Origin of the sequence: Segatella copri (genome assembly GCF_051861805.1) — a bacterium.
Classification (GTDB): domain Bacteria; phylum Bacteroidota; class Bacteroidia; order Bacteroidales; family Bacteroidaceae; genus Prevotella; species Prevotella copri_M.
The window spans coordinates 260,906-286,490 of record NZ_CP146520.1 but is presented as its reverse complement, the minus strand read 5'-3'; the positions used below and the strand labels follow the sequence as shown (position 1 = coordinate 286,490).

The following is a 25,585-nucleotide window of genomic DNA, read 5'->3' as shown; positions in this document are numbered from 1 at the left end:
GAGAAATTATGGAAAAAAGACTCTCGCTCTTCTTTGTTTGTCTCTTGATGAGCATCGGAGCTGCGTTTGCCCAGATTGACGTATCTGGAACCGTAATATCTGCGGATGACAATGAACCGATTATCGGTGCCTCTGTCCTGATTTCAGGAGGAGCTGCCAGTAAGGGTACAGTCACGGATATTGACGGTAAATTTAAGCTGAATGTTCCTAACGGAACTAAACTCGTGTTTAGCTACGTGGGAATGAAAAGTCAGACATTGGCTGCCGCTGCCAACATGAAGGTGGTGCTTCGTCCTGAAGCGCAGTTGCAGGAAGTGGTTGTGACTGGTTTGCAGAAAACAGACCGACGTTTGTTTACCGGTGCTACCGACCGCGTAAACGCCGAGGAAGCTAAATTGAATGGTGTTGCCGACATCAGCCGCTCTCTGGAGGGTCGTGCTGCCGGTGTATCCGTGCAGAACGTGAGTGGTACCTTTGGTTCTGCTCCGAAAATCCGTGTGCGTGGTGCAACATCTATCTATGGTTCATCCAAGCCTCTTTGGGTGGTGGATGGCGTTATCATGGAGGACGTATCCGATGTGAGTGCCGATGACCTGGCTTCTGGTGATCCGGAGACCCTGATTTCTTCTGCCATCGCAGGATTGAACTCTGATGATATCGAAAGCTTCCAGATTCTGAAGGATGGTTCTGCTACATCTATTTATGGTGCGCGCGCGATGGCAGGTGTCATCGTCGTTACTACCAAGAAGGGTAAGCAGGGACAGGCTCATCTGAACTATACCGGTGAGTTTACTACCCGTCTGATTCCATCTTACGGCAATTTCGATATTCTCAACTCTCAGGACCAGATGGCCATCTACAAGGAGCTGAAGGATAAGGGATGGCTCAATCTTTCTGATATCCTCAATGGCAGCGACTATGGAGTATATGGAAAGATGTATGAGCTGATCAATACCTATAATAGTACCACGGGTATGTTTGGTCTCGCCAACACCCAGGAGGCTCAGAATGCCTACCTGCAGCAGGCAGAGTATCGCAATACCAACTGGTTTAAGCAGCTTTTCTCTTCTGCCATCATGCAGAACCACTCTGTTAGCTTGAGCGGCGGTACCGAGAAGAGTAACTACTACGCTTCACTTTCTGCCATGGTTGACCCAGGATGGTACAAGGACAGCAAGGTGAACCGTTATACCGTGAGCATGAATATGACCCATCATATTCTGGATAATCTCTCTGTCAACCTGATTGGTGGCGGCTCTTACCGTAAGCAGAGAGCTCCAGGTACTCTGGGACAGGATGTGGACGTGGTATCAGGTCAGGTGAAGCGTGACTTCGATATCAACCCATACTCTTACGCCCTGAACACATCCCGTGCGCTGGATCCTTATACATATTATCATGCCAACTATGCAGCATTCAACATCCTGCATGAGCTGGAGAGCAACTACATCGACCTGAACGTGGCTGATGCCAAGTTCCAGCTGGAGTTGAAGTGGAAGCCTTTCAAGGATCTGGAGCTTTCTACACTGGGTGCCATCAAGTACAGCACTTCTTCGCAGGAGCACAACATCCTGGAGGATTCCAACCAGGCGTTGGCTTACCGCGCCATGGACAACTCGCTGATTCGCGATGCCAACAAGCTGCTCTTCACTGATAAGGACGACCTCTATGCCCTGCCAGTATCCGTATTGAAGCAGGGTGGTATCTATCAGCGCACAGAGAACCGTATGTTGGACTATGACTTCCGTGCCACAGCCAACTACAACCATACTTTTGCGCATAAGCACATCGTCAACCTCTTCGGTGGTCTCGAGACTACCAGCATCAGCCGTAACCGCAGCTGGTTTAACGGTTGGGGCATGAACTACCGTGGCGAGACAGCTTACTTTGAGTATCTCTACTTCAAGAAGCTGGATCAGGAGAACTCCAACTACTACAGCCTGCGCAACACCGATTCACGCAGTGCGGCATTCTATGCCAATGCCACTTATTCGTTCAACGGAAAGTATGTAGTGAACGGAACATTTCGCTACGAGGGTTCTAACCAGATGGGCCGTACCACCAAGGCACGTTGGATGCCTACATGGAACGTATCTGGTGCCTGGAACGTACACGAGGAGAGCTTCTTCCCTAAGCTCAAGCCATTGTCAAGCCTCACCTTCCGTGTGTCTTACAGTTTGACAGGTACTCCTCCTGATGCATCTTACTGCAATGCGCTCACCAAGCTCTCTATGAATACTCCTTACCGTCCTACTACTACCGACAAGGAGTTGGGATTCGTGGTAGCAGCACTCGGTAATGACGAGCTTACCTACGAGAAGAAGCACGAGTTCAACTTCGGTGTGGATGCTGGTTTCTTCAACAACCGTCTGAACGTTACATTCGATGTATATCAGCGTCGCAACTTCGATGAGATTGCTCCTACCGTTACCCAGCTCTATGGCACAGCCTATGCCAATGTGGGTTCCATGAAGTCATGGGGTGAGGAGTTGAGCATCTCTTCTACCAACGTGAAGACCAATGATTTCAGCTGGCAGACCAGTCTGATTTACTCTCACAACCGCACAGAGATTACCGACCTCTACAATCAGGGTCGCGTCATCGACCTGGTACAGGGTAACGGTTTTGCGAAGCAGGGTTATCCAGCCCGTGCCTTGTTCTCAATCCCATTCGTGGGCATCAACGAGAAGGGCAATCCTGTATGCATCAACGAGAAGGGCCAGGCTACCGTGGGTGACCTCAACTTCCAGGAGCGTGACAATACAGACTATCTGATTTACGAGGGTTCTACAGACCCTATCTACAATGGTTCCCTGGGTAACACCTTTAATTATAAGGGTTTCCATCTGAACCTGTTCCTTACATACGCCTTCGGCAACGTGGTGCGTCTTGACCCGGTTTTCAAAGCCAAGTATAACGACTTGACATCAATGAACCACGATTTCAAGAACCGCTGGATGCAGCCTGGTGATGAGAATGTTACCAATGTGCCTGGTGTAGTGAGCCGTTATGAGTATGAGCAGAACCGTACATTGCTGAGCACTGCCTACAATGCTTACAACTATACTTCTGTTCGCACAGCCAAGGGTGACTTCATCCGCCTGAAGGAGATTTCACTGGCATACGACTTCCCACACCGCTGGTTGGAGAACTCACCAGTGAACAACATCTCATTGAAGCTTCAGGCTACCAACCTCATGCTGCTCTATGCAGACAAGAAGCTGAACGGTCAGGATCCTGAGTTCATGAATGCGGGTGGTGTGGCTTCGCCAATGCCAAAGCAGTTTACTCTTACATTGAAACTTGGACTTTAATTATTGTAGAAAATAAAAATGAAAATAAAGAAATTATATATTGCCATTGTAGCGTTGGCACTGTCGGCTGGCATGACTTCCTGCAACGATTATCTGGACAAGCAGCCAGATAGCCGTCTGGACCTGCAGAGCCCTACTGATGTGTCGAAGCTCCTGGTTAATGCCTACCCACAGGTACATCCAGCCTATCTGCTGGAGATGTATTCTGACAATACCGATTGTAACCTGAATACCGGTTGGGATGCTGCCAGTCGTTTCCAGCAGCAGGCATACGAATGGGACGACATTACAGAAACCAGTGATTACGAGGCTCCTTCTACTTACTGGTCAACCTACTATGATGCCATCACCACAGCCAATATCGCTTTGGAACACATCAGCAGTCAGGCAGACCAGAGCTCTTATTCTGCTCAGAAGGGTGAGGCTCTCCTGTGCCGTGCCTATGCCATGTTCCAGTTGGCTAACGTATTCTGCATGGCTTACGACGAGACCACTGCAGCCACAGACCTGGGCCTTCCTTACCCAGAGGTGGTTGAGACCAATGTACACGTGAAGTACGACCGTGGTACCCTTGCCGAACTCTATGCCAAGATTGACAAGGATTTGCAGGAAGGCTTGAAGCTGGTAGGTTCTACCTACGACAAGCCAAAGTTCCACTTCACATCTACATCAGCAGCCGCTTTCGCAGCCCGTTTCTACCTCTATTACCAGAAGTATGACAAGGCTGTGGAGTATGCCAACAAGGTGTTGGGCAGCAACGCCAAGGGTATGCTGAGAGACTGGAACACCTGGGGTGCTCTTTCTGCCAACAAGCAGATTCAGCCTAATGCCTACATCGACTCATCTGTGAAGACAAACCTGCTGCTGCAGGTGGTTGCTTCTGAATGGGGAGCCATCGGAGGTCCGTTCCAGTATGGTGACAAGTATGCACACAGTGCCATCGTAGCAACCAAGGAAACCGTTCAGTCAGAAGGTCCTTGGGGAATCAGCGACAAGGTGTTCAACTACACCGTGTTCTCTAATGCATCTCTTTCAAAGTATATCGTACGTAAGATTCCTTACGATTTTGAGTATAGTGATATCCAGGCAGGTATCGGTACTCCTCACGCAGTATATGCAGAGTTTACAGCCGATGAGACCCTGCTCGTAAGAGCAGAGGCACAGGCATTGCTCGGTCATTATGCGGAGGCTCTGAACGATTTGAACACCGAGTTGGCTGCCTTCTCAAAGACAGGCGTGCAGCTTACCCTGGATGACGTGAAGAAGTTCTACAGCGACGCTGTTACCGCTTATTACACTCCTGAGAAGCCAACTCCACGCAAGGCATTCCATACCAGCTTCGCCATCGACAAGGATACAGAGGAGCCTATGCTGCAGTGCATCCTTCACCTGCGCCGAATCATGACAGTTCACGAGGGCTTGCGCATGCAGGATGTGAAGCGCTACGGCATCACTATCTATCGCCGTGACGTGAAGAGCAACTACAAGATTACAGACATCACCGACACCATGGAGGCACGCGACCCACGTCTCGCCATCCAGTTGCCACAGGATGTAATCACTGCGGGTGTTACACCAAACCCTCGCAATAAGTAAAAAAACATAAAGTAATAGTAAGAAATGAAACATAATATATATATGTTGATGTTGGCATTGGTGATGGGCCTGGGCTTCGTGTCTTGCTCAGACAATGCCCCGGACGATCCAACCATCTTCCCTGTCACCTCTCCACAGAGAGACAGCCTGGACTTGTGGTTGCAGAAGAACTACACCAGTCCTTACAACATCGATTTCAAGTATAAGATGGAGGACATCGAGTCTGACTATACTTATACCCTGACTCCAGCCGACTCGGCAAAGTCTGCCAAGCTGGCTATCATCATCAAGTATCTCTGGCTCGATTCATACGCCGAGGTGCTGGGCCCTGATTTCGTGAAGCACAATGTGCCAAGAGTAATCCACCTGATCGGTAGTCCGGCTTACAACAGCAACGGAACCATGGTATTGGGTACTGCCGAGGGCGGCTTGAAGGTAACACTCTACATGGTGAACAACCTGACCGATGCCATGCTTGAGAGCTATGCATCGATGACTCAGTATTACTTCCACACCATGCACCACGAGTTCACCCACATCCTGAACCAGAAGAAGCCTTACGACACATCTTATAACAAGATTACCGAGTCGGGCTATGTGAGTGGTAACTGGTATCAGATAGCAGATTCTGTGGCTCACGGCAAGGGCTTTGTTACCCCATACGCCATGTCAGAGGGCCTGGAGGACTTTGCCGAGATGCTGTCTACCTATATCACTTATACTCCTGAGCAGTGGCAGGCTATCCTCGACGATGCCCAGAAGGTAGGTGGCGACGAGGCTGTATCTGCATTGAACCAGAAGCTTAACATCGTGAGAAACTACATGCAGGATTCATGGAATGTGGATATCGATGTGCTGCGTGCAGCCATCCTGCGCAGAGGCAGTGAGTTGAGTTCTTTGGATTTGGAACATTTAAAATAGAATAGATTTATGAAACATATATTTATAGCTATCGTTTGCTTGTTGGGCAGCATGAGCTTGCAGTCGTGTCTGCACGATGACAAGGAATTCTTCGACGAGTCGGCTGCCAACCGCATCGAGAGCACCGTTGAGAATACCCAGAAGATTCTGGAATCTTCTGAGAACGGATGGCAGCTTCATTATTTCACAGGCAAGGGAATGACCGGTGGCGGCTACACCTTCCTCATGAAGTTTGCCAATGGCAAGGTGACCGTGGCTGGCGATACAGCCGTTGCTGCACCTACCGAGCGTGCCACATCCAGTTATACCGTTGACCGCAGCATGGGACCTGTGCTCTCTTTCAACACCTATAACGACATCTTCCACTTCCTGGGAGAGCCTACATACGGTAATATAGAAGGTGAGCAGGGCGACTGGGAGTTCGTGATTACCAAGCTTACCGACGACAGCATCTTCGTAAAAGGTAAGAAGTGGGAGAACGAGATGGTATTCACCCGCATGGCTGACGGCGTAGACTGGACTTCCTATCTGGACAGCATCGCCGACGTGCAGAAGCGCCTGGGCGTGAACTACAGCGTGGGCAATTCTTCGGATGCCAGCAAGATGGTGGAGATTAACTCCGCCACACGCCGCATTCTTTCGCGCACTGCCGACGGACAGATGGTAGAGCAGCCTTTCTATGTTACTCCTACCGGTATCCATGCCGTTAACGAGCCTGTGGCTCTGGGTGAGGATAAGGCACAGGACTTCCTGGTAAGCAAGGCAGGTGTGTTGACAGCAAAGGACAACGAGAATCTGACCTTGAATTCCTATGCTCCTGGCATCGATACCTGGGTAGGCAACTGGACACTTTCAGCCATGCAGGGCTCCTGCGATATGACCATCTCGAAGGTGGAAGACCAGGAGAACATGCTGAAGGGTACATTCACCGCTGGCGGATATACCTATAATATCGGATTGAGCTTCAACCCGGAGACGGGTGCCCTCAACCTGCCTTCTCAGCTGATTGATGACCCTAGCGGCAGATATCCTGCCTTGTGGCTGATGAACGCCGACCTGAATAAGGGAATGTTGCTCGGACAGGGTGGTATGAACGTGGTATGGCACGGCGTATCTCAGGAAGGTGACTTCGAGGACGATGGAACCTTGGCTTCTGAGGGCTATGCTTCTGATACATTCGTTGCCCTGGCTTGTACCGCAAAAGGAGAGCCTATCAAGGAGAACAACCAGTACGTGTTTGTCATCGAATGGTATTATCTTTCTAATTTGACTCCAAACAAATAATCAAGTAAGATGAAGAAATCTATATATATAATAGGTATGGCTGCCATGGGGCTGATGGCCTCATGCAGCAGCGATAGCGATTATCAGGCTGTGGCTGAGAGCACCATCAACGTGCTCTCTGCCCAGACTTCGCTCGGACCTAATGCCAGCGAGGGTGAAGTAACCGTGGACTGTACTCCTGCCAAGGCTTACACCGACGAGCCTTCATGGCTCAGCGCCAGCATTGAGGGCAGCACCGTGAAGCTGGCGGCTCTTGCCAACGACTCACGCCAGTCGCGCAACGCCAAGCTGGTTATCAAGAAGACAGAGGCTGACTCTGTGGTAATCAATGTTTCTCAGTATGGCCTGGTGCTCGAGATGAACAAGGCTGATATGATTTTCAGCAGCGACGAGGCTACGGAGTTCGTGAAGGCATACAATTCCAACGCTGATGTGAAGGTTATCTATGCTCCTGAGTGGGCAAAGGCTTCGGTTGATACAGTGAGCAAGGAATTGAAGGTATCGCTCAGTGAGAATACTACAGGTCATCTGCGTGCCGACTATATCAAGTATCAGGTGGCAGCCGTTACCGACTCTTTCGTGGTGAAGCAGTTTGACTTCGACAAGGATATTGCCGGCGAGTATGTTTATTCTTACTACGATTTCAACGAGGATGACAAGCTGGAGCAGCAGACCGTGCATGCTACATTGAGCCGCACCGAGCTTTCTATTCCTGAAATGGGACTGGTATTCCCAATCACTGTGAATGAGAAAACAGGTAGCGTGGAGACCCGCAGCAGCCAGTGCCTGGGTAAGGTGGGTAAGTACTTTATCTACGATACCTTCCTCGACGAGGATGGCGCTTACTACATGGGCTCAGAGTCTGGAGTTATTTCTGCCACATTCAAGTATAGTAAGCAGTATGGCACTTACGGATTCTTTGGCGGTACAGCCTATAATATCAAAAACCAGTCGGGTAACTTCCTGGCTATGATTCTGCAGGTGTTCAAGGCGAAGAGTCCTTCCAAGTCTAACTACGTGCTCGATCAGGGTTGGATGGTACAGCCATTCCTCATGGATATACCAAAGGGCGGTGATGCATCTTCTGCGAAGCGTCAGGCTCCAGCTCTGGCTCGCCAGATGGGTCCATCTGCCAGCAGTATGGCAGCCAAGCTTGCAGTATGGCAGTCGTATCGCAAATCATCTATCATAAAATAAACTTAATAAAATAAGTAATCATGAGATTATTATCTACACTTTGCCTCTCTTTGCTCCTGGGAGCAAGCGGCACAGCGGCGATGGCCTCCAGCAAGGCATCGTTTGCCAAGAAGTTTAAGAATGCTGATATCCATCGCCTGGTTTCTGTGCCAGGTATGGTGGATCGCAGCAACAGTGCTTACCAGATGCGCCAGGCTGGCTTTGCCAATATCAGCAATGCTCCTACACGCGTAGGCGATACTCCTACCAATTCGGCATCGGGCGAGGCTTACGGATGGATTACCGGTTCTGACGGCGGCAACTGGTATTTCACCCAGAGCATCGTTTCTAGAGACTCAGTATTTAGCGAGTATTATACTGCTCACTTCCATGAGTCTTCAGAAATCACGCTGTTCGATAACAACCACAAGCAAGTGGGCTCTTTCAGCGTCAAGGTTCCTGAAGGATGGAAGCATGTACAAAACATCACTCCATACGGTCCTGTTACCAAGAAACTTTTCGATAAGGACGGGAAGTCTAACGAAATCCTGGTGGAGTTCCACGATGCCTTCAACGGCGAAAACAAGTATCTGACTCGTGCCTACGATGTCAATACCGGTGAAATCAAGTTCGAGATGGAGGGTACCGGTCTGGTATTCGATGCATCTAAGGGCTGGAATAGCTACCAGCGCCTGATCATGACTCACGAGTCTGACAGCCTGTATAACATCGATGTCATCGCTCCTCCTGCCTCGGGACAGGACAAGTGGTACGTGGAGCATACCTTCAGCTTCAACATCGATAACCGAATCAGCTATCTGCAGGGTTCCTGCTTCAACTGTATGAACGTGGATGGCACTCCTTACTATGTTCTGGCACAGTATGAGAAGCCATATACCGATACCGATGCTGGTGATGGTAATCAGGATATCGTACAGAATCCAGACAACTTCCTGGTGTTGAGAACTTTGAACAAGAACTACAAGCAGGTGGATAGCCTCCGTGTTTCCATCAATGCTCCTGAGGGTGTTCCTTACCGTTCTGCTGCCTTCGGTCTCTTCGGCAACAACGACTTGTCTGAGGGCTACTTCAGCAACAACGGCAAATTGAACTACGTGGTAGAGCTTCTCGACTATACTCCTTCTCTGGATGCCGATCTGGCTTCTTTCGCCGTTTACGATTCAGAGCATGGCAAGTTGAAGGATATCTGCGACAAGGTGACAAGCAACCAGTGGGCTTTGCTGAACACCATCCATGGCAAGTCTGACCAGATGTGGTTCCTGCAGACCCTGGGTACAGGTGAGAGTGCTGGCCAGCAGATTCAGCTGGTAGATGTTCCTTCTTGCGAGAAGGCAGGTGTGTTGCCACAGAACATCGACGGTAACAACATCTCATCTAACTTCGACCGTTACCCAACTTCTGCCAATGCGCAGGGCTATCAGTATGTCATTGCTTTGGCAAATGCTGAGGGGACTGAGGCTGGCGAGGTTCTGGCTCCTATCGCTTGGGTGAACCCAGACTGCACCATCGATCATGTGGACAGACTTAACCTGGGTACGAAGGCTGAGCTCTTCACCCCATTGCTCAACAGCACATCACTCAACCCATATCTCTTCAACACAGATGATGATATGGAATATGTATACCTTGCCAAGAAGCGCCGCGATGATGGTACCAAGCTCGACAACGTCTTGGAGGTTGCCAAGGTTGACGGAACCGTCCTGAAGTCATGGCGTGGTGATGATACTCATTCTATCTCACAGGCAGGTTTCCCTGTGATGAACGAATTGGGCAAGTATCAGATGTTCGTTGTGTTCAGCGATACTGAGAACAACAAGTATGACATGAGCTTCTACGACCTTCCTTTCACCAAGTTTGAAGAGGGCGGTAAGGGTACTGTAGAGGATCCATACCTGATTTCTACTACGGGTGACTTCCAGCAGATGGCTCTGGAGCCAACCAAGAGCTACAAGCTGGTGGCTGACATCGATATGGCGAAGGCTGCACAGTGGTGGGCTCCTATCAAGAGCTTCACTGGTTCTTTGGATGGTGATGGTCATACTGTATATAACCTCGGTATCAAGACTACAGATGGTCATGTAGGTTTGTTTGGCTCACTCGATATCAATGGTGTTGCCAAGAACCTGAATTTTGTGAACCCTACTGTTGATGTAACTAATACCAACCAGTATATAGGTGTGTTGGCTGGTGAGACCAGCTATTCTACTGATAGCAAGGCTGAGGGTGCCAATGTGGATAATATCTCTGTTTATGGTGCCAAGATTGCTGGCGAGGATGCGATGGTTTCAGCTGCGGGTGGTCTCGTAGGTTGCGCTAATCTCTATACCAATATTGCCAACAGTTCTTTCCAGGGCAAGATTTCTTTGCCTAACTCTGAGAATGTGGGTGGTATCGTTGGTCAGACTCGTACAAGTTCTGGCGTAAATGCATGCTATGCAAATGTAAATGCCACAGCCAAGAGCAATCTGGGTGGTATCGTTGGTATTGCAGGTTCTATTCAGGATAAGTGTGCGTTCTCCAACTGCGAGGTTCGCGGTAAGTTGACTGCAGAGAATACTGTAGGTGGTTTCATCGGTGATAATTTCTTCAATGGTATCTCTAATGTAATCAGCCATGCTGATATCGTAGCAACCAGCAAGTCTGCCTGGAACGGATATGCTGCAGGTGGTATCGTTGGTGTGATGGAGAGCGCCTGGAATGGTGGTGCCGGTTATGTAAAGAACTGCGTCTTCGACGGCTCTATCAAGGCTTTCGAGAATGGTGAAGAGGTAAGCAACCCTGCTACTACTCATCAGATTGCCGGTAGAACTATCGCTGATGAGGACTATGCTGCGGGTGAGACTCCTAAGACAGAGACTCGCTTTTCTAACAACTATACTGCCAACAATGTGGGCAACACTGATGCTGCCAGCGTTGAGGGTGCCTTCAAGGCAGCCAAGGAAATGAACAAGGACTTCTTCGCAGGTTTGGAGTATGCTTACGGAAGCACTCTCGCTGAGCCTTGGAAGGAGGATGGAAGCAAGGTTCCTACTCTTTACTTCAACAATATCGCAAAGGCTCTCGCTGTTAGCGCAGATGATGTAACTGTAGGTACTGACGATAAGGGCGCTGTTGTAGTTCAGGTTTCTGTATATGGTATGGAGAACCCAGACCTGGAGTCTGACCTGGAAGTTTCTCCTAGTGGTAATGCTACTGCTACTCTTGGTGAGGCTCATGGCAACAGCATCGACCTGGTTATCAAGGGTACGAAGACGGGTATCGGTGAGGTTACCGTTAGCTTCGGTGAGTTCTCTGCTACAATCAATGTAACAGTTCTCAAGAACTATGTAAGCGGCATCGAGAACGTAGAGGATGCTGCAGCCTTGGTTATCAAGGCAGCTGACGCTCAGATTTCTGCCGAGGGTGCTGACGCTATCTATGTTTACAGCGTAAACGGCAAGCTCGTAGGCAAGACTTCTGGTGCTGCATTCAGCACAGCAGGTTTGACCTCTGGTCTCTACATCGTGAAGGCAACTGATAAGGCTGGTCATAAGGCTACAGCCAAGTTTGTTATCAAGTAAGTATGAAAAAATTAATCATATTCAGTTTATTGGTGGTCTGCTTTGTGCAGGCCACCTTTGCTATTCCTGCTTATCCGAAACCTTTGAAGGTGAAGCAGGCTGATGGCTCTTGGATCACCATCCAGATGCATGGTGATGAGCATGGCCATTATGTGATGACTTCCGACGGTGTTCCGCTCGTGTTCAATGCCCAGCTGCGAAACTACGAGTATGCCGACTGGAAGAATGGTGAGGTGCAGGCTAGCGGCATCAAGGCTACAGAGGCTTCTGACAGAAGTGCTCAGGTCAAGAAGTTCATCGAAAGCCAGGACAAGTCTGCCATCTTGGAATCTTTCAAACGTGCCCGTCTGCAGCAGCTGCAGCAAGTCTTCTCGGCTCGCAGAAATGCTTCTCTAAAAAACGGCATCAATTCTGCGTCCCCGCTCTCAGCGGTTTCATCGCTGGTCTCCCGTTCCAGCAGCAATCCGCAGGAAGAAAAATTAAATAATTTCCCTACCACAGGCGAAGTTCATTCATTGGTCATCTTGGTGCAGTTTGCTGATACGAAGTTTTCTACCGTAGGTAGCGATGCGCATCAGTTCTTCAACAGTATGCTCAATGAACCGGGTTTTACTTATAGCAATGGTGCCAACGGAAGTGCGAGAGATTTCTATGTGAACAGCTCCAATGGCAAATTCCAACCTCAGTTTGATGTCATCGGCCCTGTAACATTGCCAAAGAAGTATTCTTATTATGGAGCCAACAAGGGTTCTTCTACGGATAATCCGGTAGCCCTGGAGGAGTTCGTGAGAGAGGCTTGTACTCTTGCCGACCCATTGGTGGATTTTTCTCAGTATGATCACAACCAGGATGGCTTCATCGACAATATCTATTTCTTCTATGCCGGAAAGGGTGAGGCTGATTCGGGTGATGGCAATGCCATCTGGCCACATTCTGCCTATTATGCTGATATCGCCAAGGAAGCTGGGGTTACCCAGAAGTCGCTGAAGTTGGATGGCATCGAGGTGGGAAACTATACCTGCAGCAACGAAATCAATGGTACCATCATCACACCTCAGCCTGCAGGCATCGGTACCTTCGTACATGAATTCGGCCATGTGCTCGGTCTTGCCGACCATTATGATATATATTATGGCATGGCAACCTTTACCCCTGGTTCCTTCGATACCATGGATAGGGCTTCCTACAACAACAACGGCAATACGCCTGCGGCATTCTCTGCCTACGAGCGTGCCTGCCTGGGATGGCTCGACCTGACCGTATTGAACAGCGGAGTGGATACCCTCAACGTTCTGACAGATCTGAACGACAGCAACAAGGCATACGTGGTGCCTGTGGGTGGAACCAACGATGAGGAATACTTCATCATGGAGAACCGCCAGCAGAAGGGATGGGATGAGTTTATCCCTGGCCATGGCATGCTGCTCTGGCATATCGACTTCGATGCCAAGACTTGGGAAAAAAACGAGGTGAACATCACGGGCTCTCATCAGCGCATTGATATTGTTGAAGCTGATAACAAGCGCACCGACAATACCCGTACGGGAGATCCGTACCCTGGAACTTCGAAGGTAACCCAATGCAATTTGACTTCCTGGTCGGGCGGCAAGGTGATGTCGCTGGATGATATCGAGGAGAAAGATGGCATCATCAATCTTATGCTCGGCGGACTGGACCTGAAGCTGAATACGCCGGAAGTGAAGGTTGCCGAGGTGAAGGATAGCAGCGTTGTGGTAGGATGGGCTGATGTGCCTGTTGCCAAGAGATATGTATTGAATGTCTACTCTGTGGTGGATGGCAAGAAAGAAGTTCTGCCGCTCTATGATAATAAGGTATATACCGAGGCGCAGTCTTCGCTCCCTATCGAGGGCTTGAAGCCTGAAACCACCTACGAGATGACCTTGAAGGCTGATCGCGGATCTTATTCTTCTGACGTCTACACCCAGCAGTTCACAACCACCGCAATACCTTTCAGCAAGTATTATGTGACGGACGTGAAGACAACAGCTGTGGATGAAACGGGCTTCACGGCTTCATGGACAGGAATGGATACCGTAGACGATTACGTGGTGACCTTGCATCAATTGGTTTATGCTTCAGAGGCAACCCAGAAGGGCTATGACTTCGGCAACGAACTGGAGGACATGCCATCACTTTGGGAAACCAATGGAAACCTGAGCATGACTTCGTATGGCGAGGAAGTGCCTTGTCTCCGTCTGAACAAGATGGATTCTTATCTGAAGATGGCATCTGCCAAGGAACGTATCTCTTCTGTGAAGTTCTTCGCCAAGTCTTCTTCTTCAACCAAGGCAACCTTGGCAGTAGAGGCTTATCAGGATGGAGAATGGAAGCAGATTGCCGCCTTGCAGGGTGGTGCTGACATGGCTTCGGGCAATACTTACAGCTATGAATTGCCGGAGTTGGCTGATTCTGTGAGACTGAAAGTCATCCAGCGTACTTCCGGTGCCTTCTATATCGACGATGTCCTTTTGGGATGCAATGCCCTGAAGCACGAGCCTGTGGCAGCTTATCAGAAGGTTTCTACCAATGGTAAGACAGAGTTTGCATTCTCCGGTCTGGAATCAGGATCCACCTATGCTCTGGTTGTAAACGCCAAGAAGGAAGGTGAGCTTTCTTACGATTCAAAGGAACTCATCGTGGTACCTGCAAGTTCTACGGGCATTGGCTTCATCACTACTGACTACACTGATAAGAGTCAGATGAGATGTTACGATATCAATGGTCGCCTGGTATCTGCCAAGGAGATGCGTCACGGCATTTATATCGTGAAGCAGGGAAACAAGGTATATAAAATCGTGAAATAATAAATATTAGTATTAACTTTTTAAAAGAGAGTAAAATGAAGAAACAACTACTTTTTGCCGCTATGCTCATGTTGAGCGCAGCGCCAGCAGTTTCAGTATCAGCTGCCCAGCCATTTGCCGCAGCTGCAGAAGAGGGCCAGACTCTTGCAACACAAGAGCTGTATGATGCACTGCAGAAGTCTATCAGTGACTTGCAGCAGAACATCGATGCCATGTTGAAGGAAATCAACGAGAAGTATGCGGATGCAGAGGATACAAAGGGCTCGTTGGAATTTAATAAGAGCAGTCTTTCTGATATGGCTGCTGAAGTGAAGGATAAGTTTGCTGCAGGGACTCTTACTGCTGCAGAGGTTGAAAGCTATCAGGCTCAAGTAGTAGAGATGGCAGAAGGTCTCAAGGATGCAGTGAAGAATGCAGAGCAGGAGGTTTATTCTTTCCAGGTGAATACTCATTATCAGAATGCTTCTATGCATAAGTCTGAATGTTTGGGAAAGGTTCCTGAGAACGTGCAGAATTATTATGCGCCTTCTTTCGATGACCTGGATGCCGACATGATGCAGGTTTACATGCCTGTCATGATGGGTGGTCCTATCGAGTCTGCAGAAAAGGCTAAGGAGATGTGTGCTCAGTTTGATGCCATCAGTGCAAAGGCTGATTCCCTCTTGGCTTCTGCGAAGCTGGCAGGAACTTTGGTGGATTCCATCACAGCAACACTTGATTCATTGGGTGCAGAAATAGCTAAGGTAAAGAAGAATTTCCCTGAGTACGATCTTTCTATGATTCAGGAAAGTGCTGAGTATTGGAAGAAATTTGCTGCTGAGTTTACTCAGGCTCCAGCCGAGGGCGCAGCTCCTTATACAGAGAAGCAGATTGCCGGATATGTTGAGAATTTCGGCTATTTCAAGGATAGTGCTTTAGGTGTGTATGCTGAGGCTCAGAAGGATGAATGGATGGCGCAGTTTAATGCAAAGTATTATCCTGCTTCTCAAGAGATGGATAAGTTGCTTTCAACTCTTGATGCTCAGTGCCCAACAGTGGGAAGTAAGTACTTTACTCAGTTGGATGACCTCAATGTGGAATTGACCCAGATGTACATGGTACTTTATCAGGGTGAATTGACTCAGGAGTCTTTCGACGAGATGATGGCTAGAATTGACGCTATCCTGGTTGAGGCTCAGAAGATCGTAGATGAGGCTATTGAGGCTGAGAAGGTTGCTACCGGCATCAGCGATATTACAGTTAACAAGACTGTTAAGGCTGGCAATGTTTACTCTCTTGATGGCAAGCGTGTAAGCAAGTCTGCCAAGGGTCTTGTCATCATCAATGGCAAGAAGGTGGTTTTGAAGTAATTCAAATCTCTCGTTAACCCAGAAAAATGGGTTTAGAATAAGCTTTAGATAAGCTCCCTCGGCAAAAGTGCAGAGGGGGCTTTTTTATTGCTTATCATGAGTAATAAAGCGTAAATTGAGTTAAAGATTCATAAAAGATGGGGTGCAGGACTCGTAACATTCACATAATCAAATAAAAATGTGTAATTTTGCAGTCCGATTATTTCGGGGATACACTTAGAGTCCCCTGGGTATGGTGTGTTAATAGCACGTCCTGTGGCCGGGATTTGCGGTTAGAGAATCACCTATCCGAAACATAAGTGAGTAAGAAAAAGATTAAAAACGTTTTTTAGTAGTAAATTTAAATTTTAAAATGGACACATTAAGTTTCAAGACTATCTCTGTTAATAAGGAGACAGCTAAGAAAGAGTGGGTTGTAATCGACGCAACAGACCAGGTAGTTGGTCGCCTTTGCTCAAAGGTTGCTAAGTTGCTTCGTGGTAAGTACAAGCCAACTTTCACTCCACACGTAGATTGTGGTGACAACGTAATCATTATCAACGCAGCTAAGGCTGTATTCTCTGGCAAGAAGGAGACTGATAAGGTTTACACACGTTACACTGGTTACCCTGGTGGTCAGCGCTTCAATACTCCAGCTGAGTTGCGCAAGCGTCCTGATGGTATGGACAAGATCCTCCGTCACGCAGTTAAGGGTATGTTGCCAAAGGGCCCTCTCGGTCGCTCTTTGATGGACAACCTCTTCATTTACGATGGCACAGAGCACAAGCATGAGGCTCAGCAGCCAAAGGCAATTGATATTAACCAGTATAAATAATTTAAGGTAGAATGGAAGTAATTAATGCAATTGGTCGCCGTAAGAGCGCTGTAGCTCGTGTATACCTCACAGAGGGTACAGGTAAGATCACAATTAACAAGAAAGATATTGAGACATATTTCCCATCAGCAATCCTTCGCTATGTAGTAAAGCAGCCATTGCAGTTGCTCGAGGCTGAGGGTAAGTATGATATTAAGGCAAACCTCGATGGTGGTGGTTTCACAGGTCAGAGCCAGGCTCTCCGCCTCGCTATCGCTCGCGCACTCGTTAAGATCGACGCTAACGATAAGAAGGCTTTGAAGGACGCAGGCTTCATGACACGTGACTCACGTGCTGTTGAGCGTAAGAAGCCAGGTCAGCCAAAGGCTCGTCGTCGCTTCCAGTTCAGCAAGCGTTAATCTTATACATATTTTATATATATACAGATTATATATAGCTGAACTAACAAGTTTAGTATCTAAATCGGTGAGATTCCATTAATCGGGGACTACTCATCGACTGATTCTAGATTAGAATTCAAAAAGAAAGTAAACAACATTTAAACAAGAAAAGACAATGTCAAGAACAAATTTTGACCAGTTACTTCAGGCAGGTTGCCACTTCGGACACCTCCGTCGCAAGTGGAACCCAGCAATGGCTCCTTACATCTTCATGGAGCGTAACGGTATTCATATTATCGACCTCAACAAGACTGTTGCTAAGGTTGACGAGGCTGCTGAGGCCCTCAAGGAAATCGCCAAGACAGGTAAGAAGATCCTGTTTGTCGCTACTAAAAAACAAGCTAAGGATACAGTTGCCGAGAAGGCAGCTTCTATCAATATGCCATACGTAAACGAGCGTTGGGCTGGTGGTATGCTTACCAACTTCCCTACAATCCGTAAGGCAGTTAAGAAAATGACAAACATCGACAAGTTGTTGAACGATGGTACATTCTCTAACCTCTCAAAGCGTGAGTTGCTGCAGATCAGCCGCCAGCGTGCTAAGTTGGAGAAGAACCTCGGTTCTATCGCAGACTTGACTCGTCTCCCAAGCGCACTCTTCGTTGTTGACGTAATGAAGGAGCACATCGCCGTTAAGGAGGCTAACCGTCTTGGTATCCCTGTGTTCGGTATCGTTGATACTAACTCAGATCCAAAGAATATCGACTACGTTATCCCAGCTAACGATGACGCTAAGGACTCAGTAGAGGCTATCCTCGCTGCAGTTTGCGGTGCTATCGCTGAGGGTCTTGAGGAGCGTAAGGCTGAGAAGGCTGACGACAAGGCTGCTGCAGAGCAGAAGGATCAGCCTAAGAAGAAGGCTGCTCGCAAGGACGAGGCTGAGTAATTAGGCAAACAAAAATATACTGGAGCCATTGATTCTGTTTTATGATTCGATGGCTTTAGTACTTTTAAACCAAAGATTATTATTAACTTTTTAATATTAGAAAAATATTATGGCTGTTTCAATTGAAGATATCAAGAAACTTCGCGCTATGACAGGTGCTGGTCTTGCTGACGTTAAGAAGGCACTCACAGAGGCTGAAGGTGATTTCGATAAGGCAAAGGAGTTGCTCCGTGAGCGTGGTCTCGCTATCGCTGCTAAGCGTTCTGACCGTGAGACTTCTAACGGTTGCGTTCTCGTTAAGAAGGTTAACGATTTCGCTGCTATCATCGCTCTGAAGTGTGAGACTGACTTCGTAGCTAACGGTGCTGACTTTATCAAGTTGACATCTGACATCCTCGACGCTGCTATCGCTGCCAAGGCTCATACCCTCGACGAGGTGAAGGCTTTGAAGGTTGGCGAGTCTGATGCTCAGGCTGCTGTTACACAGCGCTCTGGTATCACCGGTGAGAAGATGGAGCTCGACGGCTACTGCGTTCTCGAGGGTGATAACATCGAGGTTTACGACCACATGAACAAGCACACTTTGTGTACTATGGTTCAGCTCAACGAGAACAACGAGGAGGCTGGTCACAAGGTAGCTATGCAGGTAGCTGCTATGCGCCCTGTAGCTCTCGACGAGTCTTCTGTTTCTGAGGAGACTAAGAAGACTGAGCTCGAGGTTGCTGTTGCCAAGACTAAGGAAGAGCTCGTAGAGAAGGCAGTGAACGCTGCTTTGAAGAAGGCTGGCATCAACCCAGCTCACGTTGACTCTGAGGATCACATCGAGAGCAACACCAAGAAGGGTTGGTTGACTCCTGAGCAGGCTGAGGAGGCTCGCAACATCAAGAAGACTGTAGGTGAGGAGAAGGCTGCTTCTTTGAACCCAACTATGATCCAGAACATCGCTAATGGTCGTCTGGCTAAGTTCTTCAAGGAGAACTGCCTCGTTGACCAGGAGTTCCAGTTCGGTGATGGCGACAAGCAGACTGTTGCTCAGTATCTCGCTTCTCAGAGCAAGGATCTCAAGATCGTTGCTTACCAGCGCTTTACTCTTGCTGCTGAGTAATCATTACTCAAAAGCAAGCATTAATTTGACTTATAGTTAAATTAGAATATCCGGGAGTTATGGAGTTAAAGCATTGCTTTGCTTCTAACTCCCCTTTCTTTTTTATATATATTTTTGGGGTTATGAAGATATTTGCTATCGGTATGAACTATACCGAACACAATAAATCGCTGCATGGAACGTTATCTAAACCAGAGCGTCCTGTTATTTTTACCAAGGCCGATTCGGCGTTGCTCAACAACGGCAAGCCTTTCTTCATTCCAGACCATCTGGGAAGAATAGAGTATGAAACCGAACTGGTGGTGCGCATCTGCAAGTTGGGCAAGACCATTCCACAACGCTTTGCCCACCGCTACTATGACGCAGTGACCGTGGGCATCGACTTTACGGCACGCGAGATGCAGAAGAAACTGAGAGAAGCTGGACAGCCATGGGAACTTGCCAAGGGCTTTGACGGGTCTGCCGCCATCGGAGAATGGGTAGACATCCAGAAGTTCCGCGACATTCAGGCTATCCATTTCCATCTCAACATCAATGGTGAGAACGTACAGGAAGGCTGTTCGAGCGATATGCTCTACAAGGTGGATGAGATTATCTCGTACATCAGTCAGTTCTTCACGCTGAAGACGGGTGACCTGCTCTATACGGGTTGTCCTACGGGCTGTGGTCCAGTGAAGATTGACGACCACCTGGAGGGCTATCTGGAAGATAGAAAGGTGCTCGACTTTCATTGTAAATAATCGAATTGAAGTCCCTTTATGGGATGGATCTAAAATCCTTGCTTAGGAATATATGAACAGAAATAAGATTTGGAAGGTCTTCGGACTTTGGTTGTGCCTCATGGCGATGGCAATGCCTGCTTCGGCACAGAAATTCTTTAACCTCACCTCGCAAGAAGTGAAGGTAGATTCGGTGTTGCCTCAATTTGTGTATTCCTTCCCCCTGCAAGGAGCTTATCAAGACTCTATTTATACGGTAGAGGTGAAATATCCGGAGTATGTGGATATGCCGGCTACCGATATTGTAAACTATAACCGCCTCTCGGGAGCAGCGCTTCCTGAACAGGTGGCTATCAGCCAGCAAGTTACTGAATGCCGTAAGGAGGGCTTGCTGGTTGTTACTTTCTCTCCTTTGGTATTCCGCAACAATCGTTATCAGGTTTTGGCGAGCTTCATGCTGGACGTGAAAGCCCGCCCCTTGAAGCGTGCCCAAATCAAGGCTCGCTTGCTGAGTCGTGCAGATAATGATGCTAATTCCATCTATGCAGCACACTCGGTGTTGGCAAGCGGGAAATGGGCTAAGATTAGAGTGAGTGAAACAGGTGTGCATCAGCTGACTACGGATGTGGTGCGTAGAGCCGGTTTTACCGATATCAATAAGGTGAAAATCTATGGCTATGGCGGTAATCTGCAAAATGAGGCACTTTATGCAGAAGACATCAAGGAAACTGATGATTTGAAGGAAGTAGAACAGTGTGTGGTGGATGGAAAGCATTATTTCTATGCACGTGGACCTGTGAGCTGGAAAAACGACCTGCGTGTAAGAAATCCATATTCTGATTACGGCTATTATTTCATTACCCAGACAGATGAAGCTCCTACCTTGATAGATTCGGCAGCCTTTGTGCAGGCCAACTATCCGCAGAGTGAGCATTATCACTCGCTTTATGAGGTGGATAGCTACAGCTGGTTCCCGGGAGGAAGAAATCTCTTCAACCCAACTGCGGTGAAAGTGGGAGAAAGCCAGAATGTGGTGATTGTTAATAAAACAGGCAATTCTTGCGGAAAGGTGACTGTGGCTGTCAGTTCAGGTATCAACAGTACGGTTTCAATTCTCAAGAATGGAACCGCCTTGGGGACATTGACCTTGAAACTTCCTCTCAATAGTTCGGGAGGAACTTATTCCAAGGGAGTAGTGAACAGTACTTCTTATTTCCTTTCCGACTTGAAGGAGAAAGATACGATTTCCATCAAGCCGCTTACGGGAGGTCCTGTGCGTCTGGATTATGTATCCATGCGCTGGGACGCTGAAATTCCATTTGCCGGTTTTGGCAAGGAGGTTCCTGCTGCCCAGTATGTTTATGGCATTACCAATCAGGATCATCATGCCGATCCGCTGGCAGATATGGTCATCATCATTCCTACATCCCAGAAACTGCTGAAGCAGGCTCAGAGACTGAAGGAATTCCACGAAAGCCACGATAGTCTCCGTGTGAACATTGTTCCTGCTGATGAATTGTATAATGAATTCTCCAGTGGAACCCCTGATGCCAATGCCTATCGCCGCTATCTGCGTATGTTGACCGACAAGGCAACCAAGGCAGAAGATATGCCGAAATATCTCTTGCTTTTCGGAGATTGCGTGTGGGATAATAGAATGCTTACATCCGATTGCCGCAAACTGAATCCTGACGACTATCTGCTCTGCCATGAGAGTGAAGACTCTTTCAGTGAGGTATACTGTTATGTAAGCGATAGTTGGCTGGGTATCATCGGCGAAGGAAAAGGCGGAGATCCTAAAACGGAGTTGCAGGATATTGCCGTGGGAAGATTCCCTGTGACTACAGCCGAAGAAGCCAAGATTATGGTTGATAAGACCATCAACTATATGAAGAACGAAAATGCCGGTGCCTGGCAGAACACCCTGATGTTCATGGGTGACGACGGTAACGACAATCTCCACATGAAGGATGCGAATGAAGTGGCTGATGATGTGGCTACGCTTTATCCTGACTATCTGATAAAGAAGGTGATGTGGGATGCTTATACCCTAGAGACCTCTTCTACGGGTAATACCTACCCAGAGGTGACTAGAATCATCAAGCAGCAGCAAAATGCGGGTGCTTTGATTATGGATTATGCCGGACATGGAAGCCAGACGCAGATATCGCATGAAAGTGTGCTCAAGATTACGGATTTTGAAAATTTCCGTAATGCTAACTTGCCTTTGTGGGTAACGGCTTCCTGCGACATCATGCCATTCGATGGTGTGGTTTCTACGGTTGGCGAGTCCGCCTTGCTGAATGCAAATGGAGGAGCCGTGGCCTTCTATGGTACCACACGTACGGTGTTTGCCCAGGAGAACAAGTATATCAATCGTGCTTTTATGCGTCGCGTGTTAAGTACTGTGAATGGTAAGCCTATCACCATCGGCGAAGCCCACCGGTTGGCACAGAATGATGTGATGACCGGAGCTGCGAAAGAAGGTGAGAGTGATCGCACGCAAAACCATCTGCAATATTCCCTGCTGGGTGACCCTGCCTTATCGCTGAATTTCCCTACCATGAAGGTGGTGCTCGATTCCATCAATGGCATTGCTTGCGAGCGTACTGATACGATGCCGAAATTGAAAGCTGGTTCTATAGCCAGGATTGCCGGTCATATAGAAGGAAAGACAGACTATCAGGGCGTGGTTACTGCTACGGTGAGAGATTCCAAGGAACTCATTACCTGTAAACTGAATAACACGAAAGAAGCAGATAAAGCCTTCCAGTTCTATGATCGCCAGAAAACGCTCTATCAGGGCTCCGACAGCGTATCAAACGGAAAGTTCTCTTTCAGCTTTGCCGTTCCAAAGGATATCAACTATTCGGATGCTACGGGATTGCTGAACCTTTATTCCATCAGCAATGATAAGACGATGAGAGCTCATGGAACCAGTGAAAAGTTTACGGTGGGTGGTAGCGTAGAATCAAGAAACGATTCCATCGGTCCATCTATCTACTGCTATCTTAACTCGCCATCATTTGTGGATGGAGGCGATGTGAATACCACTCCATTCTTTGTGGCTAAGCTTTCGGATAGGGATGGCATCAATGCTGCAGGAAGTGGTATCGGTCACGATTTGCAGTTGGTGATTGATGGTGATATGACCAAGACTTACAATCTCAATGATTATTTCACCTACGACTTCGGCACCTATACCAGTGGTTCTACCTATTATAGTATTCCTGAGTTGGCACCAGGCAAGCACCAGCTTACCTTCAGAGCTTGGGATATCCAGAACAACAGTTCTACCACAACGCTCAACTTCAATGTGGTGTCAGGCTTGAGACCATCGCTCTTCGATATTGGTGTAACAGAGAATCCGGCAAAGACCTCTACCACCTTCATCGTATCGCATGATAGAAGGGAGAGCAATATGGATGTGGTTATCGAACTCTTTGATACATCGGGCAGACAGCTCTGGCGTCATGCTGAGAGTGGAATCCCTACATCTGATACCTATACTGTGACATGGAACCTGTCGGTAGATGGCGGGCGACCATTGGGTACGGGTGTTTATCTGTATCGGGTAAAGGTGGCTTCAGAAGGAAGCAGTTATACTTCGAAGGCCAAAAAACTGATAGTCGTAAGATAAGCTTTTTGGATGAGGTAAGTGCTTGAATATAAGAAAGAATAAAGAAACAATAAATAATATAAGAAATGATGAATAGAAGAACAATCAGAATATTCGCAATAGGCTTGCTCTCAGTGTTCGCATTGAATGTAAGTGCGAATGATGACGATACAAAAGAGTCTCTTTTCAATCCGGTGAACTATGCTGTGATTTCGCAGACCATTGCCCCAGATGCCCGTGGTGGCGGTTTGGGAGATGTGGGTGCGGCTACCGATCCGGATGTGAATTCACAGTATTGGAACCCGGCTAAATATCCGTTTAATATCTCCAGGGCAGGAGTGGCTTTGAACTTTACCCCATGGCTGCGTTCCTTGGTCAACGACATGAACCTGGCTTATCTGTCGGGTTACTATCGCATCGGAGACTATAGTGCCGTGTCAGCTTCTCTCCGCTATTTCAACATGGGTGAAGTGTTTACGCAAGATCCTAACGAGAATGCCAATGCCATGACCATCAATCCATACGAGATGTCGCTGGATGTGGCTTACTCTATGATGCTGAGCGAGAAGTTCTCTCTGGCTGCAGCTATCCGCTGGATTTATTCCGACTTGCGTTTCGACTATACAGAGGAAAACTCCCCTGCTTCTGCCTTTGCTGCCGATATTGCTGCCTACTATCAGAACTATATCAACATCGGACAGCGTGAGTGCCAGTTGGGCGTGGGTTTGAATATCTCTAACATCGGTAGTAAGATTACCTTCAGCGGTAAGGAGTATGGTGAGTTCCTGCCTACCAACATGCGTCTGGGTGCATCCCTGATGATTCCTATTGACGAGTACAACCGTTTCACGATTTCTGCTGATGCCAATAAGTACCTGGTTCCTACCGTTCCTGCTCAGGAAGAGGGAGAGGATAACTCGGAGTATGAAGACCGTGTGCATCGTGAATATGATGATATTTCGGGTATCAGCGGTATCTTCAAGAGTTTCGGCGATGCTCCAGGCGGCTTCAAGGAGGAGTTGGAGGAAATCAACTATGGTGTAGGTGCAGAATATATCTATAACGATAAGTTCGCGCTCCGTGCCGGTTATCACCATGAGAGCCAGAGCAAGGGTAACCGCAAGTATTTCACCGTGGGTGCCGGTTTCAAGATGAACGTCTTCTCGCTGGATGCTGCCTATGTGGTGGCTACAGCCAAGAGTAACCCATTGGACCAGACCTTGCGCTTCACCCTTTCATTCGATATGGATGGTCTGAAGGATCTCTTTAAGAGATAGTTCTTTAAGTTAATAGTTTATAGTTGATAATTTATAGATGTTGGGAGAAATATAATATGGATATACGTGTAGGATTTGGATATGATGTCCACAAACTGGTGGAGAACCGCGATTTGTGGCTCGGAGGAATCAAGATAGATTATGAGTTGGGATTGCTGGGACATAGCGATGCTGATGTGCTGATACATGCCATTTGTGATGCACTGTTGGGTGCAGCCAATATGCGCGACATCGGTTATCACTTCCCTGATACGGCAGCAGAGACGCTGAATGTGGATTCCAAGATATTGCTCAAGAAGACTATGGACCTGATTGCTACCAAGGGATATTCCTTGGGCAATATCGATGCCACAGTCTGCGCCGAACGCCCAAAACTCAATCCTCATGTGCCAGCCATGAAGGCTTGTTTGGCAGAAGTGATGGGAGTGGATGAGGATCAGATTTCCATTAAGGCAACAACCACCGAAAAGCTCGGCTTTACGGGAAGAATGGAAGGAATCTCAGCTTATGCCACCGTGTTGATACAAAGGGCATAATTACACTCAAAAGGTGTTAAGAACTATTGATTTATAGCAATTCCTTTGATGCAAATCAAAAAATATTCAAAAAGGAAGCATTTTTTTGATGAAACATTTGGTAAATAGAAAAAATCATCGTATCTTTGCACCGTCAAAAGGTT

General features: G+C 47.9%; 16 protein-coding genes. All 16 read left to right on the top strand.

Annotated elements, in window-relative coordinates:
* The first annotated feature begins 8 nt into the window (after positions 1–8).
* The 16 genes from V8Z93_RS01120 (at position 9) to ispF (ending at position 25,442) form a co-directional block, all read left to right on the top strand.
* A complete protein-coding gene (locus tag V8Z93_RS01120; protein WP_439432121.1) occupies positions 9–3,314 on the top strand; it encodes a SusC/RagA family TonB-linked outer membrane protein in 3,306 nt (1,101 codons plus the stop codon).
* 18 nt (positions 3,315–3,332) lie between these two features.
* Positions 3,333–4,910: a RagB/SusD family nutrient uptake outer membrane protein gene (locus tag V8Z93_RS01115; RefSeq protein WP_439432120.1), complete on the top strand. Its 1,578-nt coding sequence runs from the start codon at positions 3,333–3,335 to the stop codon at positions 4,908–4,910.
* 24 nt (positions 4,911–4,934) lie between these two features.
* On the top strand, positions 4,935–5,831 hold the full coding sequence (locus tag V8Z93_RS01110) for a zinc-binding metallopeptidase (protein WP_203051627.1): 897 nt from the start codon (positions 4,935–4,937) through the stop codon (positions 5,829–5,831).
* 9 nt (positions 5,832–5,840) lie between these two features.
* A complete protein-coding gene (locus V8Z93_RS01105) occupies positions 5,841–7,115 on the top strand; it encodes a DUF4302 domain-containing protein (RefSeq protein ID WP_439432119.1) in 1,275 nt (424 codons plus the stop codon).
* Positions 7,116–7,124: 9 nt separating this feature from the next.
* Positions 7,125–8,312, top strand: a complete 1,188-nt coding sequence (locus V8Z93_RS01100; protein ID WP_439432118.1) for a BACON domain-containing protein — start codon at positions 7,125–7,127, stop codon at positions 8,310–8,312.
* Between the two features lie 20 nt (positions 8,313–8,332).
* Positions 8,333–11,872 (top strand): T9SS type A sorting domain-containing protein, encoded by a 3,540-nt coding sequence (locus V8Z93_RS01095; protein WP_439432117.1) that lies wholly within the window; start codon positions 8,333–8,335, stop codon positions 11,870–11,872.
* 2 nt (positions 11,873–11,874) lie between these two features.
* On the top strand, positions 11,875–14,697 hold the full coding sequence (locus tag V8Z93_RS01090) for a M6 family metalloprotease domain-containing protein (RefSeq protein ID WP_439432116.1): 2,823 nt from the start codon (positions 11,875–11,877) through the stop codon (positions 14,695–14,697).
* Positions 14,698–14,732: 35 nt separating this feature from the next.
* Positions 14,733–16,046 (top strand): hypothetical protein, encoded by a 1,314-nt coding sequence (locus tag V8Z93_RS01085; RefSeq protein WP_439432115.1) that lies wholly within the window; start codon positions 14,733–14,735, stop codon positions 16,044–16,046.
* Between the two features lie 352 nt (positions 16,047–16,398).
* Entirely contained in the window at positions 16,399–16,860 is a 462-nt protein-coding gene (gene rplM / locus V8Z93_RS01080; RefSeq protein WP_089544422.1) for a 50S ribosomal protein L13, read from the top strand.
* An 11-nt stretch (positions 16,861–16,871) separates the two neighbouring features.
* Complete coding sequence (gene rpsI, locus V8Z93_RS01075; RefSeq protein WP_006848006.1) at positions 16,872–17,258, top strand: 30S ribosomal protein S9; 387 nt, start codon at positions 16,872–16,874, stop codon at positions 17,256–17,258.
* A gap of 157 nt (positions 17,259–17,415) precedes the next feature.
* The gene (gene rpsB / locus V8Z93_RS01070; protein WP_203041173.1) at positions 17,416–18,186 is read left to right on the top strand and encodes a 30S ribosomal protein S2; all 771 of its coding nucleotides are present in this window, start codon (positions 17,416–17,418) and stop codon (positions 18,184–18,186) included.
* Positions 18,187–18,295: 109 nt separating this feature from the next.
* Positions 18,296–19,291, top strand: a complete 996-nt coding sequence (gene tsf / locus V8Z93_RS01065) for a translation elongation factor Ts (protein ID WP_203051216.1) — start codon at positions 18,296–18,298, stop codon at positions 19,289–19,291.
* A 122-nt stretch (positions 19,292–19,413) separates the two neighbouring features.
* Positions 19,414–20,031 (top strand): fumarylacetoacetate hydrolase family protein, encoded by a 618-nt coding sequence (locus tag V8Z93_RS01060; RefSeq protein ID WP_439432114.1) that lies wholly within the window; start codon positions 19,414–19,416, stop codon positions 20,029–20,031.
* Positions 20,032–20,083: 52 nt separating this feature from the next.
* Complete coding sequence (porU, locus tag V8Z93_RS01055) at positions 20,084–23,650, top strand: type IX secretion system sortase PorU (protein ID WP_439432113.1); 3,567 nt, start codon at positions 20,084–20,086, stop codon at positions 23,648–23,650.
* Between the two features lie 68 nt (positions 23,651–23,718).
* Positions 23,719–24,906 carry a type IX secretion system outer membrane channel protein PorV gene (gene porV / locus V8Z93_RS01050; RefSeq protein ID WP_439432803.1) on the top strand — a complete coding sequence of 396 codons (1,188 nt, stop codon included), beginning with the start codon at positions 23,719–23,721 and terminating at the stop codon, positions 24,904–24,906.
* A 56-nt stretch (positions 24,907–24,962) separates the two neighbouring features.
* On the top strand, positions 24,963–25,442 hold the full coding sequence (gene ispF, locus V8Z93_RS01045) for a 2-C-methyl-D-erythritol 2,4-cyclodiphosphate synthase (RefSeq protein WP_203041168.1): 480 nt from the start codon (positions 24,963–24,965) through the stop codon (positions 25,440–25,442).
* Positions 25,443–25,585: the final 143 nt, after the last annotated feature.

Bases quoted from the DNA above. Each gene is read 5' to 3' on its own strand.
- V8Z93_RS01120 (WP_439432121.1), top strand. From the start codon at position 9: ATGGAAAAAAGACTCTCGCTCTTCTTTGTTTGTCTCTTGATGAGCATC.
- V8Z93_RS01115 (WP_439432120.1), top strand. From the start codon at position 3,333: ATGAAAATAAAGAAATTATATATTGCCATTGTAGCGTTGGCACTGTCG.
- V8Z93_RS01110 (WP_203051627.1), top strand. From the start codon at position 4,935: ATGAAACATAATATATATATGTTGATGTTGGCATTGGTGATGGGCCTG.
- V8Z93_RS01105 (WP_439432119.1), top strand. From the start codon at position 5,841: ATGAAACATATATTTATAGCTATCGTTTGCTTGTTGGGCAGCATGAGC.
- V8Z93_RS01100 (WP_439432118.1), top strand. From the start codon at position 7,125: ATGAAGAAATCTATATATATAATAGGTATGGCTGCCATGGGGCTGATG.
- V8Z93_RS01095 (WP_439432117.1), top strand. From the start codon at position 8,333: ATGAGATTATTATCTACACTTTGCCTCTCTTTGCTCCTGGGAGCAAGC.
- V8Z93_RS01090 (WP_439432116.1), top strand. From the start codon at position 11,875: ATGAAAAAATTAATCATATTCAGTTTATTGGTGGTCTGCTTTGTGCAG.
- V8Z93_RS01085 (WP_439432115.1), top strand. From the start codon at position 14,733: ATGAAGAAACAACTACTTTTTGCCGCTATGCTCATGTTGAGCGCAGCG.
- rplM (WP_089544422.1), top strand. From the start codon at position 16,399: ATGGACACATTAAGTTTCAAGACTATCTCTGTTAATAAGGAGACAGCT.
- rpsI (WP_006848006.1), top strand. From the start codon at position 16,872: ATGGAAGTAATTAATGCAATTGGTCGCCGTAAGAGCGCTGTAGCTCGT.
- rpsB (WP_203041173.1), top strand. From the start codon at position 17,416: ATGTCAAGAACAAATTTTGACCAGTTACTTCAGGCAGGTTGCCACTTC.
- tsf (WP_203051216.1), top strand. From the start codon at position 18,296: ATGGCTGTTTCAATTGAAGATATCAAGAAACTTCGCGCTATGACAGGT.
- V8Z93_RS01060 (WP_439432114.1), top strand. From the start codon at position 19,414: ATGAAGATATTTGCTATCGGTATGAACTATACCGAACACAATAAATCG.
- porU (WP_439432113.1), top strand. From the start codon at position 20,084: ATGAACAGAAATAAGATTTGGAAGGTCTTCGGACTTTGGTTGTGCCTC.
- porV (WP_439432803.1), top strand. From the start codon at position 23,719: ATGAATAGAAGAACAATCAGAATATTCGCAATAGGCTTGCTCTCAGTG.
- ispF (WP_203041168.1), top strand. From the start codon at position 24,963: ATGGATATACGTGTAGGATTTGGATATGATGTCCACAAACTGGTGGAG.